The following is a 16,245-nucleotide window of genomic DNA, read 5'->3' on the forward strand; positions in this document are numbered from 1 at the left end:
TTATGTAAACCCTGAAACTTTTTTCAGGGTTTTCTAATTAAATCGCCCTTTACAATTTAAAGCTTGTTTAATGTGAGCTAGATGATGGTTACTGTGCCAAGCGTATACTCCAATCGTTTCTTCTAAAGAGAAACGTTTACCATGTTCTGGGTGAATAAACTCACGCTTTAATTCGTCTTCATTAAGGTGATTAAGTAGTAAACTGAGTTTTTTGTGTACTCCTGTTAGAATAGATAATGCTGCATCTATAGGTTCGTTATAATCAATTAATTGAGCAAAACGGTCTTCAAAATAAGGTTTTATTGTTGGAGTTTCTTCTGTTAGAGCTAACTTAAATCTAATAATACTGTTTATATGGCTATCAGCACAATGATGAACCACTTGTTTAATAGTCCAACCATCTGGTCTGTATTTATAATTAAGTGCCTCTTCACTAAGATTTTTTGTAATAGAAATTATAGATTGTGGTAATGCCTCTATGGATGCTATCCACTCATTAATATGTTCTTTACTTATAACTTTTGGTTTTTCAAACTCACCAATAGGAAACTTCAATTTATATAAGTCTTGCTCTGTCATGCTTTAATTAATTTGTAAACCTTAAAATTAAACAATATAAATATCATTAGAAGTTTAATCTAAAGCTAAAATTAGGCGTGAATTTTAAAGAACGGTTATTAATTTCTATTACTGAATCATCAGAATCTAATGTGTAAAAACGATTTATAATGTTGGTTTGATTAAAGATATTCCAGATAGAAGCACCAACCTCTGCTTTTATACCTTTTGAAAGATTAAAATTATAAATAGCAGAAATATCTGTTCTAAAATAATCAGGTAGTCGAGAGCTATTTGGGGATTGATATTCAATATTAGAATTGCTATTATTTTGAAGCTCAATAGGCTTTGTATATGGTCTGCCAGAATGCCAATTAATACCAAAGCCAATTTTTAAATTGTTTAGACTATACGTTAATGAAGTATTAATAACATGTCTTAAATCTAAGGTGTTAGCAAATGATTTTCCGTTGTTTAAATCTTCAAATTGGTAATCGTTTTTACTGTAAGAGTAGCTTAACCATGTGCTAAAATCATTATATCGTTTATTAATAAGAAAGTCTATTCCTTTTACGGTATAAAAACCAATATCGTTAGTAAATTGAAATTGATTTTGAAATCCTTGACTACGAGCTGTAATATTATTAACTCCTTTGTAATATCCTTCAAAAGATACTAGCAAGTCGTTTTCATTGTAGCTTAAGCCAACTGAGATTTGTTCGCTTGTTATTAAGGGGACATCATTGTTATTGGCAAGCTGCCACCTTCGTTTTTCAATACCAAAAAAATCTTGCTGTAAATCTATAATTTGAGTAATGGATTGACTTTTTAATTCTCCTAAAACCTCTAATCTAAAATAATCGAGAAACCTATAATTAATATTAAATCGAGGTTCAATAATAACTTCTGCTAACTTTCCAAAATAACTAATTCTAGATCCTGCCCGAATATAGGTGTCTCGAGATGGTGAATGCCATTCAATCTCACCAAACAAGGCATGAGTTCTAATAATCTCTTTTTTTAAACTTGTAAAGTTAGGGTTGGTAACATCTTCAAGATTAGTTACTCCAACTTCATTAAATTGATAACCACCATTATATTTAAGATACTTGCTAATCGTTTTAGAAATATCTATTCGCAAACCATAATCTTCAACCTTATTTTCTTGGGTTAAACGTTGCGCGTTTGTAATATCATTATTCTCTGCATCTAAATCGTAGTTAGAATAATATGCTTCTATTGAAGTGCTAATATTATCTTTCCATAACTTTGAGTAATTGGTACTTGCACCATAACTTATTTGATTTAATGCACTTTTCGTTTTCTGAAAATTATTTTCAGAAGTTGTAAATTCTTGGTTATAGTCTAAGTTATTATATATGTTTAGCACATTAACTCTAAGTTTTGAGCTCTCATTGATATTATATAAGAATTTGGCGTTAAAATCGTAAAACAAAAAGCGTTCGTCTAATGCTAAAAGTGTATTGATATCATTGGTAATGTTTAATTCAGAATCTCTAAAAATTCGATCAAAATAAGCATCATAGGTTACAGATGCAGCGATATCAGTAAATGAACGCCTCGCAGATAATTGTAATTCTGTTTTGTCTGCTAATGGTATTTTTGCAAACCCATCAATACTTAATAAATTTCCGCCAATACCAGCATTAAATTGATGATTAATATCATCGGTGTTTTTAATAGAAATAGTGCTAGAAACTCCATTACCTAATTTAGCACTTGTACCATTCTTTGAGACAATAATTTCTTCAGTTAAATACGGATTAAAGGCCGAAATTAAACCAAAAAAATGACCAGATTGATACATTCTTATGCCTTCATATAAAATAAGGTTTTGGTCATTAGTACCACCTCTAACATTAATATTAGAAATACGCTCATCTACACTGAGAATACCAGGTAGATTTTGTACAATTTGTAGAACATCTGGTTCAATTAAACCAGGTAAAATATTAAATGATTTGGCGTCTACCTCTATGGTACCGTTACTGGTTTTAGCAATACCTTTAGTAAGATAATTGGTGACGATCACCTCGTCTAAACGCTGTATATTCTCATTAAACTCCTTATCTTTTTTTGGAGTAATAGCGATAAATCGTTTGCTTAAAATTTCAAAATTTAGTTGGGTTACTAGTGTTAATTGTTTAAGAGCTTGTTCTAAGGAAAGTTCTGGGTATAATGGACTAATTTTAATGTCCTTAAGGGTATTAGGTTCAAATGAAAACTTTACGTTATAACGTTTTTCTAGCTGTAAAAGAATTTTAGCAATTGGCTGTTTTTCTTCTTGATTCTGGCTGTAAGCAAGAGTACAAAAAGAAATAATTAAAAAATAGAAAACTACACGTTGTAATAGTTTATTCACGTTTTAGTACGATAGATTTACCTGTTTTGCTGTAGCTTAAATTTAAAGGTATTGTTATAGACTGCAATGCTAAATCTAAATTTTTGTGAGTAAAACTTCCAGTGAATAAACGTGAGGTATCAATAGTACTAGCATTAATCTTAAAATTGTAATGATTTTCAAACTCTGAAATAACGTATTTTAAAGGTATACTCTTAAAGCTACTTTCACCACGCAACCAATTAGGTTGCGCAGTGTTTTCTTTTTCATTTGCAAGTAGTTTCCCATCTATAATTTGAAAGGTGTATCCAGGTTTTAAATTCACAGTTTTGTTATTGTATGTTACACCAACCAACCCTTCATAACATGTAACCTTAAAATAAGATCCACGTTGTTTTACATTAAATTGTGTACCTAAAACACTTACAACACCATCTGTGGTAATAACATCAAACTTTTGTCCTTTTGCGACTTTAAAAAAAGCTTCACCATTTAGTTGAACTTCTCGGTTTTTGTTCCAATGACTTTCATTAAAAGTTAATGTAGAATTAGCATTTAAATCTACCGTTGAAGCATCTGGTAATTCTATAGTAGTCCGTTGCGCTATGCTTGTACCAACTTCAGTATTTAACGTTGTAGTGAAATAATAAACACTTAAACCAATGGCAAATATTGCCGCAATTTTAAGCAACGGTTTTAACCACTGTTTTGGTTTTAAAGTGTTAGATTTTAATTTTGGTTTTAAAGTTTTGTAAGTGTTATCAATAGAAAAATCGGGAGCTTTAAAATCTTTTAAAGCCTTATCCATCTGGATTAATTCATTATAATCCTCGAGCTGCTCAAAAGTCTTTTGCTCTTCTGCGCTTAGGTCATTATCTAACCATTTTTTTATGAGTTCTTCTTTTTTCATGATGTTATTCATATATATAACAGCGTCACTTTAAAATCTCCTACCTATGCTATAATTCCAAATTTCTAGTTTTAGTTTTTGTCATTTGAAATTGAAAATAGAAACTATGCTTTTTAAGCTTTTCAAAGTTCATCAATATCTTTTCTTAATTTTTTTAAAGCTCCATAAATACGTTTTTCAACCGCTTTTGTCGAAATGCCTAAAAGATCTGCAATTTCTTTAAAGCGTTTACCTTCAACTCTATTGAGTAGAAAAGCAGTTCTCTGAGCTTCGGTTAAATTACTCAGTGCTTTTTGTAATTTTTGGTGATATTCTTTTTCTTGTAAAACAAACTCTGGTGTTTCATTTGTAGAATACTTTTGAGGGCGTTTACTATATTTTAATACTACTTTTTGGTGTGCAATGGCATTTAGCATTAAATTATTTGCTGTGGTAAACAAATAGCTTTTAGCTTTAGACGGTTCTATTTTACCACAATTTTGCCATAACTTAATAAAGGCTTCTTGCACTTTGTCTTGCGGATTTAAATGCTCACCAAATTTGTAATACAAAAAATCATGAAGATTCTTTGAATGTTTTTTATATAAACGCTCAAATAATAATTCTTCGCAAATATTATTTTTTAAAGGTTGGCTCATAATGGTATTGCGTGCACAAATTATAAATAATTTTTTAAAGGATACGGTAGGTGTTTTTTAATGTTAACTGTTTTATAATAAATTAACAAAAGTGCTAGTGCTATGAAGTTCAACATCAATCATCTGTTTCTTTTTATCCTTTTTGCCCTTTTTAGTTTTACTGCTTGCCAAGATGAGGCAACAGAAGTAGATAATCCTTCGGAACAAGAAGTTATCGTAGCAAATTCTGATTTAACATCTCTAATGAGCAGAACTGTGGCCAATTTTGGAGCAGCTGACAATATTTTAGATGGTTCTAGTTGTTTTTCGGTAGAATTACCTGTTACTATTATAGTTAGTGATATTACTATTATTATTGAGACTGAAGAAGATTTAGATCTATTAGAAGATTTATATGATGATTTTGAAGGTGATGATAATTTTTTAGATTTTATATTTCCAATTACAATAATATTCAATGATTATTCAGAATTAGTTATTCAAAATGAAGATGAACTCGGAAATTTTATCAATGATTGTGAGAATGACGATGACATTATAGAATGTGTGGATTTTGTTTATCCTGTTTCATTTTCGGTGTTTAATTCAGAATTTAATTTAATAGATTCTGTGATAATTGAAAATGATGAAGCATTATATAGTTTTTTAGATGATTTAGAAGACGACGACAATGCACTTATTGTTAGTCTTAATTTTCCAGTTACTTTAGAATATGCCAATGGAGATACTATTGAAGTTAATACTAACCAAGAATTAGCCGACGCTATTGAAGTTGCAGGTGAGGATTGCGATGATGAAGATGATGATTGTATAGGCGAAGAGTTGGCAATAAATTTAGTTGAATGTCCTTGGGAAGTATATTTATATACAAATGATGATTTAGAGAATTTAGATGGACCATTTACGTTTACTTTTAATGAAAATGGTAATGTGCTTATTGAAGGTGTTCTACAAGACTCTTATTCAACTACATGGCAACTTACAGAAACAGATAATGGTTTAGAGCTTAATATAGCTTCCTTCTATTATTACGAGCAGCAATTTGGCAATTGGTTAGTTGTTGAATGTGATGATGACGATTTAAAATTTGAACATCTTACAGTTGATGGAACAGGTTTATTTTTCGATCGAGATTGCGAAGATGATTTAGATTGTTCTTTAACTGATATTAGTTCAATTTTACAAGAATGCCCTTGGGATTTTACTAATGGAACTGGCAATTTTAGTAACAATCAAATGATTTTTCATGAAGACGGTATTCTTCAAATTACAGAAGGAATTACAGGCGTTGCTATTGGTGGATATTATAATTTATCTGCCACAGATAATGGAGTTGTAATTAATTTTTCAGAATTAACGGCCTTTCAAGATACGCTTCATGGAGATTGGTTAATTATAGAATGTGATGATGATAGATTAGAACTTGTAAAAGGCAATCAGAATTTGGTTTTAGAACAAGATTGTATAGGTGATGATGATGTTTTTAATTGCTTTGGCGATTTCGAAATTGTAGAATGCAATCAGCCAAATAATGTTCCTGTTTTTAATCTAAGTGCCAATACGATTGGTTTAATAGATTGTGAATATGCGTTTACACCGTCATTTCATACAACTATTGCGGATGCTGAGAGTCATACAAATGCTATTGCAGATACAGAAGCCTATGCAAGTTTAGTTACGGAAGTGTATTTAAGAATAGAAGCAGAGAGTGGCAATTTTGAAATCTTTACAATTTTCTTAAATTCAATAGAATGTAATTATTTTGAGTGTTTTGAAAATAGAGTAATAGAAGTATGTGACGATGATGGTTTTAATGATGGTGTTATAACTTTTAATTTAAATGCTATATATGATTGCCCAGAAGATAATATAGTTTATACCTTTCATGATACCATAGTAGATGCTGAGGTTTCAAATAATGCTTTACCATCAACTTATACAAATCTTAGTAATCCGCAAACCATATATGTAAGAGTTGAGTTGGCTGGAGATCCTAATATATATGAGATTTTTGAAGTAGTACTTATAGTTGAAGATTGTTCTAACGAAACCTGTACAGAAGAAGATGTTGATGCATTTTTAACCAACTGTATATGGAATGCTGTAAACTACAACGGAAGTGATAATTTAATGAATTGGAATTTTAGTTTTAATTCTAACAATCAAATAGTAATTATTTACACAGATACTGATACTATAGACGCAGGTTGGACAACATCTCAATCTAACGATGGTGTCATTGTTACCTTCTCTAATGTTGCTGGTCCAAATATCCAAGCCATAACAGGCGAATGGCTAGTCTTAGAGTGTGAAGAACATCGATTAGAACTACACAGAGGAGACGATATTTTAGTTTTAGAAAGAAATTGTGATTAAAAATAAACCCGCTATAAGTTAGTAATTTTAGTAAGTTTAAGTTGATGAAAAGAGTTGTCTTCCGCGAGGCAACTCTTTCCTTTTGTAAAATTCTTAAATTTAAGAGTATAGAATTATATATATCCCATTCGTTTATCTCTTGTAAATTCTTAAATTTGCAACTTCTAAAAGAGATAAAGATTATGTTCAATAATTTAAGTGATAAGTTAGATAAAGCGTTACACGTATTAAAAGGTCATGGTAGTATTACAGAAGTAAATGTTGCCGAAACTTTAAAAGAAGTAAGACGAGCGCTTTTAGATGCCGATGTTAACTTTAAAATCGCTAAAGAGTTTACCAATAGAGTTAAGGAAAAAGCCTTAGGGCAAAATGTATTAACGACCCTTCAACCAGGACAGTTAATGGTTAAAATCGTTAAAGACGAATTAACCGAACTAATGGGTGGAGATGCAGAAGGGATTAACCTCTCTGGCACACCAAGTGTTATTTTAATGTCTGGTTTACAAGGTTCTGGTAAGACAACATTTTCTGGTAAACTTGCTAATTATCTAAAAAGTAAAAAGACTAAAAAGCCATTATTAGTTGCCTGTGATGTGTATCGTCCTGCTGCGATAGATCAGTTACATGTTGTAGGAGATCAAATTGGTGTTGAGGTTTTTAGTGATAGAGGAAATAATGATCCTGTAGCCATTTCTCAAGCAGGTATTGCTCATGCAAAAGCGAATGGACATAATGTGGTGATTATAGATACTGCTGGTCGTTTAGCTGTGGATGAAGAAATGATGAATGAAATTTCTAATATTCACAAAGCTATTCAACCACAAGAAACATTGTTTGTTGTAGATTCTATGACAGGTCAGGATGCTGTAAATACAGCAAAGGCCTTTAATGATATTTTAAATTTTGATGGTGTTATCCTTACCAAATTAGATGGTGATACAAGAGGTGGTGCAGCCATTTCTATTAAGTCTGTAGTCAATAAACCGATTAAGTTTATTGGTACAGGTGAGAAGATGGAAGCTATTGATGTTTTCTATCCTTCTCGTATGGCAGATCGTATTCTTGGAATGGGTGATGTTGTTTCTTTAGTGGAACGTGCTCAAGAGCAGTTTGATGAAGAGGAAGCTAGAAAACTTCAGAAAAAGATTGCCAAAAACCAGTTTGGGTTTGATGATTTCTTAAAACAGATTCAGCAAATCAAAAAAATGGGTAATATGAAAGATCTTATCGGAATGATACCAGGAGCTGGTAAAATGATGAAAGGTATTGATATCGATGATGATGCTTTTAAAGGTATTGAAGCTATAATCCATTCTATGACTCCAGAAGAACGTGCTAATCCTTCTGTTATAAACTCTAGTCGTAAAAAGCGAATTGGTAAAGGTTCTGGTACTTCGGTACAAGAAGTCAATCAATTATTAAAGCAATTTACGCAGATGAGTAAAATGATGAAGATGATGCAAGGTGGAGGCGGTAAACGGATGATGCAAGCCATGAAGAATATGCCAAGATAGTAGGCAATAAAAAGTATTCAGTAAGTAGTCACTTCGAGCGTAGTCGAGAAGTTTTAATAAATATATTTTCAATCAGCTTTCGCTTTTGCGTTATAGCGAGAAAACAAAACAAAATGACCATACTAGACGGAAAAAAAACCAGTAACGACATTAAACAAGAGATTAAAGCTGAAGTTGATAAAATGAAAGCTAACGGTGAAAAGGTACCACACCTTGCGGCTGTTATTGTTGGTAATGATGGAGCTAGTTTAACATATGTTGGTAGTAAAGTTAGAGCTTGTGAGCGTGTTGGTTTTGAATCTACAATGGTGCGTTTACCTAACACCACAAGTGAGATAGAATTGTTAGATGCTATTGAAGATTTAAATAACAATGACGATATTGATGGTTTCATCATTCAGTTGCCATTACCACCTCAGATTAATACGCAGAAAGTATTAATGGCTGTAGATCCAGATAAAGATGTGGATGGATTTCATCCTATGAATTTTGGAAAAATGGCATTAGATATGTCAACTTTTATTCCTGCAACACCATTTGGTATTTTAGAACTTTTAGATCGTTATGGAGTAGAAACAAAAGGAAAACACACGGTTGTAATTGGTCGTTCTCATATTGTTGGTCGTCCAATGAGTATTTTAATGGGTCGTAAAGGTTTCCCAGGAAATTCTACGGTAACATTAACACATAGTCATACAAAAAATATTAATCAAATAACATCGCAAGCTGATATCATTATTTCAGCACTTGGTATTCCAGAGTTCTTAAAAGCAGAAATGGTGAAAGATGATGTTATTATAATTGATGTAGGTATTACGCGTGTACCAGATGAATCTGAAAAAGGGTACTATATCACTGGCGATGTGGATTTTAAAAACGTAAGTAAAAAAGCCAGTTTTATTACACCAGTTCCTGGTGGAGTAGGACCAATGACTATTGCAATGTTATTAAAAAATACGTTGTTAGCTAGAGAGCAACATAGAAAGTATAATAGATAATTCTCAAGAATGAGTTATTCTTTGCAACTTACTATCTTACAGAACTCAGTAACGATAGGAAGTTTGCAACATATCTTACCAATTATTTTTGCATTTGGTTTTGCAGTAGTTTTTATTAAATATGCTAATGGAAACTTGTTAGAAATTCAAAAACAAAAAGCAATTCATTATTTCGCATGGTTTGTATCACTTACTGTAATTGGTTTTCATGGATACAGAATGGCTTTTGATAATTATAATTTTAAAACCGATTTGCCATTTTATCTCTGTAGTTTAATGGCGCTTCTTATTCCTGTTTTTACTCACTTTCGAAAATATTTAATGTTTGAGATTTTAGTGTTTTGGATTGTAGGTGGCACATTACAAGCAGTTATAACACCAGATATTACAGATGGTTTTCCAAGCTTTGACTATTTTAGATATTGGATTGCACATTTAGGTTTACTTGTTATAATATTTTACTTTGTTTTTGTGTTTAAAATGAAACCAAAATTTAAAAGTGTTTTTAAAGCTTTTTTGGCACTTCAGGTATATGTGTTGCTCATGATGGCGCTAAACTACTTTTTAGATGCCAATTATTTTTACCTAAACCAAAAGCCTAAATCGGCTTCACTATTAGATTATTTTGGGGATTGGCCTTATTATATTTTGGTAGGGCAATTAATTATAATACCACTCTTTTTATTGATTTATTTACCGTTTCATCTTTCAAATAGGGGAAAGGAATCACTTAGCAAATAATTGACTTATATCTTTAAAGGCTTTAAACTCTAAAGCATTATCAGAAGGGTCTTTAAAAAACATAGTCGCTTGTTCTCCAACTTGTCCTTCAAAACGTATATAAGGTTCTATAATAAATGCAATACCTTTTGTTTTTAATAGTTTGGCAAATTCTTGAAAAGTATCCCAAGGTAAAACCACTCCAAAATGTGGAACAGGTACCGCTTTACCATCAACCGCATTTGTATGTGTGTCTGTTTCTGTTTTTTCCTTGTAATGGATAACTAATTGATGACCGAAAAAGTTGTAGTCCACCCAATGATCACTACTTCTGCCTTCTTCTAAATTTAAAATGTTGGTGTAAAAATCACGACATTCTGCTAAATTATTTACAGGAATTGCTAAATGAAATGGTGAGAGTTTAGTCATGTTTTAAAAGAAATAAATTATGAATAAAAATAAGAATTACCCACTAACATTATTCCATATATCTAAATATATTTTCCATTCTCCCTTTATTTTTTTCCAGATGATAATGTATTTGCCTTGCCAAGAGACTTCCTTTTTATCATTTGTTAAGGTTGTACCTTCATAATAGCCAAAATCGTAGGCGATATCATTTTCTATTTTTATTTCAGTAGGTGTTACTTTATGATGCAATATTTTCACTCCTTCAGGAATTGCCCAGTAAGACAATAATTCTGTTTTACCAGCCATTATTTTTCTGTTATTCGGAAATATTTTACCATCATCAGTGTACATTTCAACCAAGGCCTCTATATTTTCATCCATATACGCCTTTGAAAATTTAGATATATTTTTATGAATTTCTTCTAAATCTGAAAAGTTCTTAGTTTCTCGTTTACAATCTATTTTCCACGTGGCAAAAGTTGTAGTTTCAGATTTATCTGTCCATTCACCAACCCATTTATAACCTAAATCGCTAATATCATAAAACGTTAATCTAAAATAACCTTCAGTTCCGTTAGGTGCCTTTTGATTGCGATATAAAACAATCTTACCATCTTCTGTTTTGCTACCTTCCCATGTTGGTAATTTAGTTGAAGGAGCTCCAGAAGCATAATAATGTACATACCATTTGCTACTATCTGCTATAAATTGTCTAATGCTTCCAGAATGTTTTCCGTCTGCTTTTATGGTTTCGTCTTGTACAGCCATACCATTCATTATATATTTCCATTCCCACGTCATATCCACAGGATCTGCCCAAGTTTGATCAGCTTTTCTAGAGACAGATTTACAGTTACATTTTCCTATTAAAGCTTCGTAATCTTTAATTTGTTCAGAAGCTTCAGGATTTGGCAAACCATAAGGATTTGTATCTGATGCTACATATTGATTTTGCGAAAAACTAGAAATAGTGAATAGTAATAGGAGAGCTAATAGAGGTTTCATGTTGAGTTGATTTTACCTAAAAATAAAAAGGAATAACTCTACATAGTTGTTAATTAGGATTTTATTAACGTCTGTTTTTTCTCGATGTTGGCTGTTTTGCTTCATAGGTTTTTTTCGACTCACTTATTAATTCACTTAAGGTTTTAAATTCTTCTTTTGTGAGTTCTCTATATTTTCCTAATGGCATATCTAGCTTTATATTCATAATACGAACACGTTTTAGAGTTTGTACCTCGTACGTTAGATATTCGCACATACGACGAATTTGCCGATTTAAGCCTTGGGTCAAAATGATACTAAACGTAAATTTGTCAATTTTTTTAACTTCACATTTTTTAGTGCGCTTTCCTAATTCTTCGATATAAATACCACCAGCCATACGCTCAATAAATGTTTGAGAAATGGGTTTATCTACAGTGACAATATATTCTTTTTCGTGATTATTACTAGCTCTAAGAATTTTGTTTACGATATCTCCATCATCAGTTAAAAGAATCAAACCTTCACTTGGTTTGTCTAATCGACCAATAGGAAATATTCGTTTTGGGTAATTAATAAAGTCAATAATATTATCTTTCTCTACGCGCGTATCTGTGGTACAAACTATGCCTACAGGTTTATTAAAAGCTAAGTAAACAAAATCTTCTTTACGACCTCCAATAACTTCACCATCAACTTTTACCACATCATCTGGCGCAACTTTAGTTCCCATTTCTGGGACGACGTTGTTTATAGTTACTCTACCAGCATCGATAAGGCGATCGGCTTCGCGACGCGAGCAATAACCAGCTTCACTGAGGTATTTGTTAAGACGAGTTAGATTTTCTGACATGGTGTAAAAGTACAATAAAGATTAAAGAATTGTAAAATTAAAAATGATTGAACTAAAAGAATAACTGAAAGAATTCTGTAAATTCATAGGCAGCTATAATCGATAATATAGAAATCTGACTTTTATACTTTTTAAAATTAATAAGAGAAATGATAAAGAGTACTAATGGTATGAGCATTACTGCTCTAATTTCTGAAGCGAAAGGCCAATATTGGATTTTAAAAATAAATGAAGCCAAAGCAAAAAAACTTATAGAAGCTGGTACTAATTTTTTTAAATAAAGAGAATAAATAAAATAGGTTAAGACGAAAATACCAAAGGAAATAAATGAAAAGTCAAAAAATAAATCTCTATCAAAAAATGAAGAAATAAAGCTCAAAACAATGCCCAAAAATAGAACTTTTAATAATTTTGATTCTAATTTTTGAAATGAGAATATCCCAAAAAATATTGCAAGAATTATTATGATTTTAATTATGATCGAATCAATCATTTATAAAATCAATAATCTTTGGTGTTAAAGATTCGTCTTTTAACCCATGTCCAAAACCAGTAGTGGTTATCAATTCAGAATTACTATAACGATTAGCAATAAGCTGTGCATCTTCATAAGGAATAATTCTATCTTTTTTATCATGAATGATTAAGCCTTTTGCTTTAATTGATTCTGTAAAATTAGCCGCAGAAAAATATGCAACAGGTTTTCCAAAACGTTCATAAACGATTTTGTCTAACCCATTTGAAATTCGTTTGTTATAACCCATCATGGTTTTGTATCTAGAAAATACACCAGTAAAGTGAGCAGGCGCACCAAGTAAAATCATTTGTTTAACAGAAGTTAATTGATGATTGTGCATACAAAAAACGCTTGCCATACCACCAACCGAATGACCGATTAAAACCTGAGGTTTAAATTTTTTAGCAACAAGATTTATACATTCGGAATATAAAACGGCATTGAATTGTTTTCCACTAGAGCGACCATGAGCAGGCGCGTCTAAAGCGATAATATTATAATCTTGTGCTTTTAAATCTTCTAAAATATAATCCCATCGAGATGTATTGCTTTCCCAACCATGTGCTAGTAAAATAGTTTTGCCTTTGCCAGTCCAACGATAAGTAGCAATATTTACAGTATCGAACTTTAGTTCTTCAAACAAGGCAGAACTAATAACTTTTTTTTGATGTTCAGAATAACGTCCTTTTCTAGGTGAAGCAAATAAATTCACTGCTTTTTTTGAGGCATATTTAGATGAAATATAACTTGTAGCATTAAGTGCATTTCCTATAGATTTAATCACAAAACTACTCATATTATTTGTCTTCTCTATTTACGGCATCAATAGAAAAAGCTGGCAAGCAGATTGCTAAATATTCACAAGGTTCCGTAAAAGGATTAGAATATTGAAGCCTTGTATTTTTTTCTACTTTAATAGATTGGCCAGCATTTAAAACTACTGTTTCACCATCTATTATAAATTGTTTTTTTCCTTTAATAATAAATGTATATTCATCAAATTCTGGAGTTTGAAATGGTTCAGACCAACCAGCAGGTGCAACCATATGAGCAATACTAATTTCAGAATTACCATCTGTGGCGTTACCAAAGTGTTCTTTTATAATTTTACCATCATCCGTAGGAACTACAAATGGTGAATTTTGAATTTTAAATTTTTTTTTGTCTGACATTTTTATTTATTGTCTAATTAGTAATCTGAAACTTTTCTGCCTTCGCAGTTATACTTCCGAGAAGTAAGAAAGTAAATACTTGTAATCCGAAGCTTTAGCGAAGGATTACCAATGAATCATAAAGAATTTAATCTTAGCTTTTTCTGGAATTTGAATAGGGTCAATGGTCATATTCATATCAAAACGTAAACTTGCCGGTAATTCTTTTTTATCAATTGTAAAAGAAGCATTTATTTCGTTTACAGAAATCACAATTGCATTTATAAGATTGTCGATTTTCGAAATTTTATACGTTTCATTAATATCTTTAAATGTGCTTAATGTGGAGATGTTTTTTTTAGTTTTATAACGCTGGTCAATAATGCGAACACTAGAGATTATTGATGTAGAATCTAAAGCCTCTTTAGGTGATAAATCTAATAATTTCTTGCCGTTCTTTTCATACACTTCGATAGTATTAACTGAACCTGCAAATTCATCTCCTGCAATATATCTTACAACAGAATCATTGCTAAATATAGCATCTAAGTCTTTAACTTGAGTAGAATCTGTAAGTAAGCCAATATTATTTTTTTCTATTAAAAAAGGATCTGGAGCTGCATCTTTAGCACAGCTTGCTAATAATAGTGCACATATTAGAATTGCACAAAATGATTGTTTCATATTTTAGATTTAGGGTTTAAATTATTTAAGCATTTTAGTTAAAATTCCCAAGACACTCCTTATAACCGTTGGGCTAGAAAGTACCTTGACAATAGGATTTTGTCTTGTGCTTCGTCTTCTGCTAGTGCTAGATTTTCTTTTGGTCTCAGCTTTTTTTAACGCTTCTTGTTCTTCTTTAGCTTTTTGTTTAGCTTCTTCAGCTTCAGCTTGTTTTATTTTTGTATTAAGCATTTCATAAGCACTTTCCCTGTCAACTTCTTCATTATATTTTTTTGCAAGTTTTGATTGTGCTAATAAACTTCCTAATTCTGCTTCTGTTAAAATATCCATTCTACTCATTGGAGCTCGCATCATAGTGGCAGCCAACGGAGTCGGTTTTCCTTTTTCGTCTAAGGCAGAAACTAATGCCTCGCCAATTCCTAATGAGGTTAAAACTTCAGCTGTATCATAATATTCTGTGTCAGGATAGTTTTGCGCGGTTAATTTAATTGCTTTTCTGTCTTTAGCAGTAAACGCACGCAATGCGTGTTGTACTTTTAAACCTAACTGACCTAAAACTGCTTCTGGTACATCAGTTGGGTTTTGAGTTACAAAATATAAGCCAACACCTTTACTACGAATTAACTTAACAATACTTTCAATCTGATTTAAAAGCGCATCTGAAGCTTCATTAAAAATTAAATGTGCTTCATCAATAAACATAATTAACTCTGGTCTTCCACTATCTCCTTGTTCTGGAAAAGTAGAGTAAATTTCAGCCAATAAACTCAACATAAATGTTGAAAATAACTTTGGCTTATCTTGTATATCTGTTAATCTAATGATGTTAATGTAACCTTTACCGTTTTCATCAATACGCAATAAATCTTGAGTATCAAAAGAGGTTTCACCAAAGAATAAATCTCCACCTTGTTGTTCAATTTCAATTAGTTTTCTTAGGATTGCACCTGTTGAAGCTGTTGAGATTCTGCCATAAGATTCTTCAAACTCCTTTTTGCCTTCACCAGTAGCATATTGAAGAATTTTTTTGAAATCTTTAAGGTCTAAAAGCGGTAATTTATTGTCATCACAATATTTGAATATTACAGAAATTATTCCTGCTTGAGTTTCTGTTACATCTAATATTCTAGAGATTAATACAGGTCCAAATTCACTAATAGTTGCTCTTAGTCTTACTCCATCTTGCTCAGAAAGCGTCATTACTTCTACAGGAAAGGATTTAGCATCAAAAGGTAAACCTATTTTTTCGTGGCGTTCGTCAATTTTAGGATGTCCAGGACTTGGCTTTGCTAATCCACTTAAATCTCCTTTAATATCCATTAATAATACTGGAACTCCTTTTTCAGAAAGGTTTTCAGCTAAAACTTGAAGTGTTTTAGTTTTTCCGGTACCAGTAGCACCAGCAATTAAGCCATGCCTATTCATGGTTTTTAATGGTACATTTACGAAAGCATTTTTTATGGTTTCACCATTTAACATCGCTGAGCCCAAAGTGATATAATCACCTTTAAAAGTGTTGCCTTCAGTGATGTCTTTAAAGAAAGTGTCAGAATTCATAATCAATTAGAA

Annotated in this window: 16 protein-coding genes; 5 read left to right on the top strand and 11 right to left on the bottom strand. The window is 31.5% G+C overall.

The window, feature by feature from the left end; translation table 11 throughout:
- Window positions 1-33 precede the first annotated feature (33 nt).
- From H8K90_RS14890 to H8K90_RS14905, 4 genes are all read right to left on the bottom strand, one after another.
- Entirely contained in the window at window positions 34-579 is a 546-nt protein-coding gene (locus H8K90_RS14890) for a YfiT family bacillithiol transferase (protein WP_186846785.1), read from the bottom strand.
- Between the two features lie 46 nt (window positions 580-625).
- Window positions 626-2,941 (bottom strand): TonB-dependent receptor domain-containing protein, encoded by a 2,316-nt coding sequence (locus H8K90_RS14895; protein ID WP_186846786.1) that lies wholly within the window; start codon window positions 2,939-2,941, stop codon window positions 626-628.
- Complete coding sequence (locus H8K90_RS14900) at window positions 2,934-3,830, bottom strand: FecR family protein (protein ID WP_222611368.1); 897 nt, start codon at window positions 3,828-3,830, stop codon at window positions 2,934-2,936. Before H8K90_RS14900 ends, H8K90_RS14895 begins: the two co-directional genes overlap by 8 nt.
- Before the next feature lie 122 nt (window positions 3,831-3,952).
- Window positions 3,953-4,468 carry an RNA polymerase sigma factor gene (locus H8K90_RS14905; protein WP_186846787.1) on the bottom strand — a complete coding sequence of 172 codons (516 nt, stop codon included), beginning with the start codon at window positions 4,466-4,468 and terminating at the stop codon, window positions 3,953-3,955.
- 102 nt (window positions 4,469-4,570) lie between these two features.
- Here H8K90_RS14905 and H8K90_RS14910 point away from each other — a divergent pair, with 102 nt between their 5' ends.
- From H8K90_RS14910 to H8K90_RS14925, 4 genes are all read left to right on the top strand, one after another.
- Complete coding sequence (locus H8K90_RS14910) at window positions 4,571-6,844, top strand: hypothetical protein (RefSeq protein WP_186846788.1); 2,274 nt, start codon at window positions 4,571-4,573, stop codon at window positions 6,842-6,844.
- Between the two features lie 182 nt (window positions 6,845-7,026).
- The gene (ffh, locus tag H8K90_RS14915) at window positions 7,027-8,358 is read left to right on the top strand and encodes a signal recognition particle protein (protein ID WP_186846789.1); all 1,332 of its coding nucleotides are present in this window, start codon (window positions 7,027-7,029) and stop codon (window positions 8,356-8,358) included.
- Between the two features lie 113 nt (window positions 8,359-8,471).
- Entirely contained in the window at window positions 8,472-9,356 is an 885-nt protein-coding gene (locus H8K90_RS14920) for a bifunctional 5,10-methylenetetrahydrofolate dehydrogenase/5,10-methenyltetrahydrofolate cyclohydrolase (protein WP_186846790.1), read from the top strand.
- A gap of 9 nt (window positions 9,357-9,365) precedes the next feature.
- A complete protein-coding gene (locus tag H8K90_RS14925) occupies window positions 9,366-10,097 on the top strand; it encodes a YwaF family protein (protein ID WP_186846791.1) in 732 nt (243 codons plus the stop codon).
- On the opposite strand, the gene H8K90_RS14930 is transcribed toward H8K90_RS14925, so the two are convergent.
- From H8K90_RS14930 to rluF, 3 genes are all read right to left on the bottom strand, one after another.
- Window positions 10,083-10,505: a VOC family protein gene (locus H8K90_RS14930; protein ID WP_186846792.1), complete on the bottom strand. Its 423-nt coding sequence runs from the start codon at window positions 10,503-10,505 to the stop codon at window positions 10,083-10,085. The two genes, H8K90_RS14925 and H8K90_RS14930, sit on opposite strands and share 15 nt — an antisense overlap.
- A 36-nt stretch (window positions 10,506-10,541) precedes the next feature.
- Entirely contained in the window at window positions 10,542-11,492 is a 951-nt protein-coding gene (locus H8K90_RS14935; protein WP_186846793.1) for a YybH family protein, read from the bottom strand.
- A gap of 64 nt (window positions 11,493-11,556) precedes the next feature.
- A complete protein-coding gene (gene rluF, locus H8K90_RS14940) occupies window positions 11,557-12,324 on the bottom strand; it encodes a 23S rRNA pseudouridine(2604) synthase RluF (RefSeq protein WP_186846794.1) in 768 nt (255 codons plus the stop codon).
- A gap of 149 nt (window positions 12,325-12,473) precedes the next feature.
- Between rluF and H8K90_RS17030 the strand changes: the two genes are divergently transcribed.
- Window positions 12,474-12,605, top strand: a complete 132-nt coding sequence (locus H8K90_RS17030) for a hypothetical protein (protein ID WP_261799356.1) — start codon at window positions 12,474-12,476, stop codon at window positions 12,603-12,605.
- A gap of 204 nt (window positions 12,606-12,809) precedes the next feature.
- On the opposite strand, the gene H8K90_RS14945 is transcribed toward H8K90_RS17030, so the two are convergent.
- From H8K90_RS14945 to H8K90_RS14960, 4 genes are all read right to left on the bottom strand, one after another.
- The gene (locus tag H8K90_RS14945) at window positions 12,810-13,637 is read right to left on the bottom strand and encodes an alpha/beta hydrolase (protein ID WP_186846795.1); all 828 of its coding nucleotides are present in this window, start codon (window positions 13,635-13,637) and stop codon (window positions 12,810-12,812) included.
- Window position 13,638: 1 nt separating this feature from the next.
- Window positions 13,639-14,013: a cupin domain-containing protein gene (locus H8K90_RS14950; RefSeq protein WP_186846796.1), complete on the bottom strand. Its 375-nt coding sequence runs from the start codon at window positions 14,011-14,013 to the stop codon at window positions 13,639-13,641.
- Window positions 14,014-14,118: 105 nt separating this feature from the next.
- On the bottom strand, window positions 14,119-14,676 hold the full coding sequence (locus H8K90_RS14955) for a hypothetical protein (protein WP_186846797.1): 558 nt from the start codon (window positions 14,674-14,676) through the stop codon (window positions 14,119-14,121).
- A gap of 21 nt (window positions 14,677-14,697) precedes the next feature.
- Complete coding sequence (locus H8K90_RS14960; protein ID WP_186846798.1) at window positions 14,698-16,233, bottom strand: helicase HerA-like domain-containing protein; 1,536 nt, start codon at window positions 16,231-16,233, stop codon at window positions 14,698-14,700.
- Between the last annotated feature and the right edge of the window lie 12 nt (window positions 16,234-16,245).

The sequence above is a fragment of the Winogradskyella echinorum genome, assembly GCF_014297365.1.
In the GTDB taxonomy this organism is placed as follows: Bacteria; Bacteroidota; Bacteroidia; order Flavobacteriales; family Flavobacteriaceae; genus Winogradskyella; species Winogradskyella echinorum.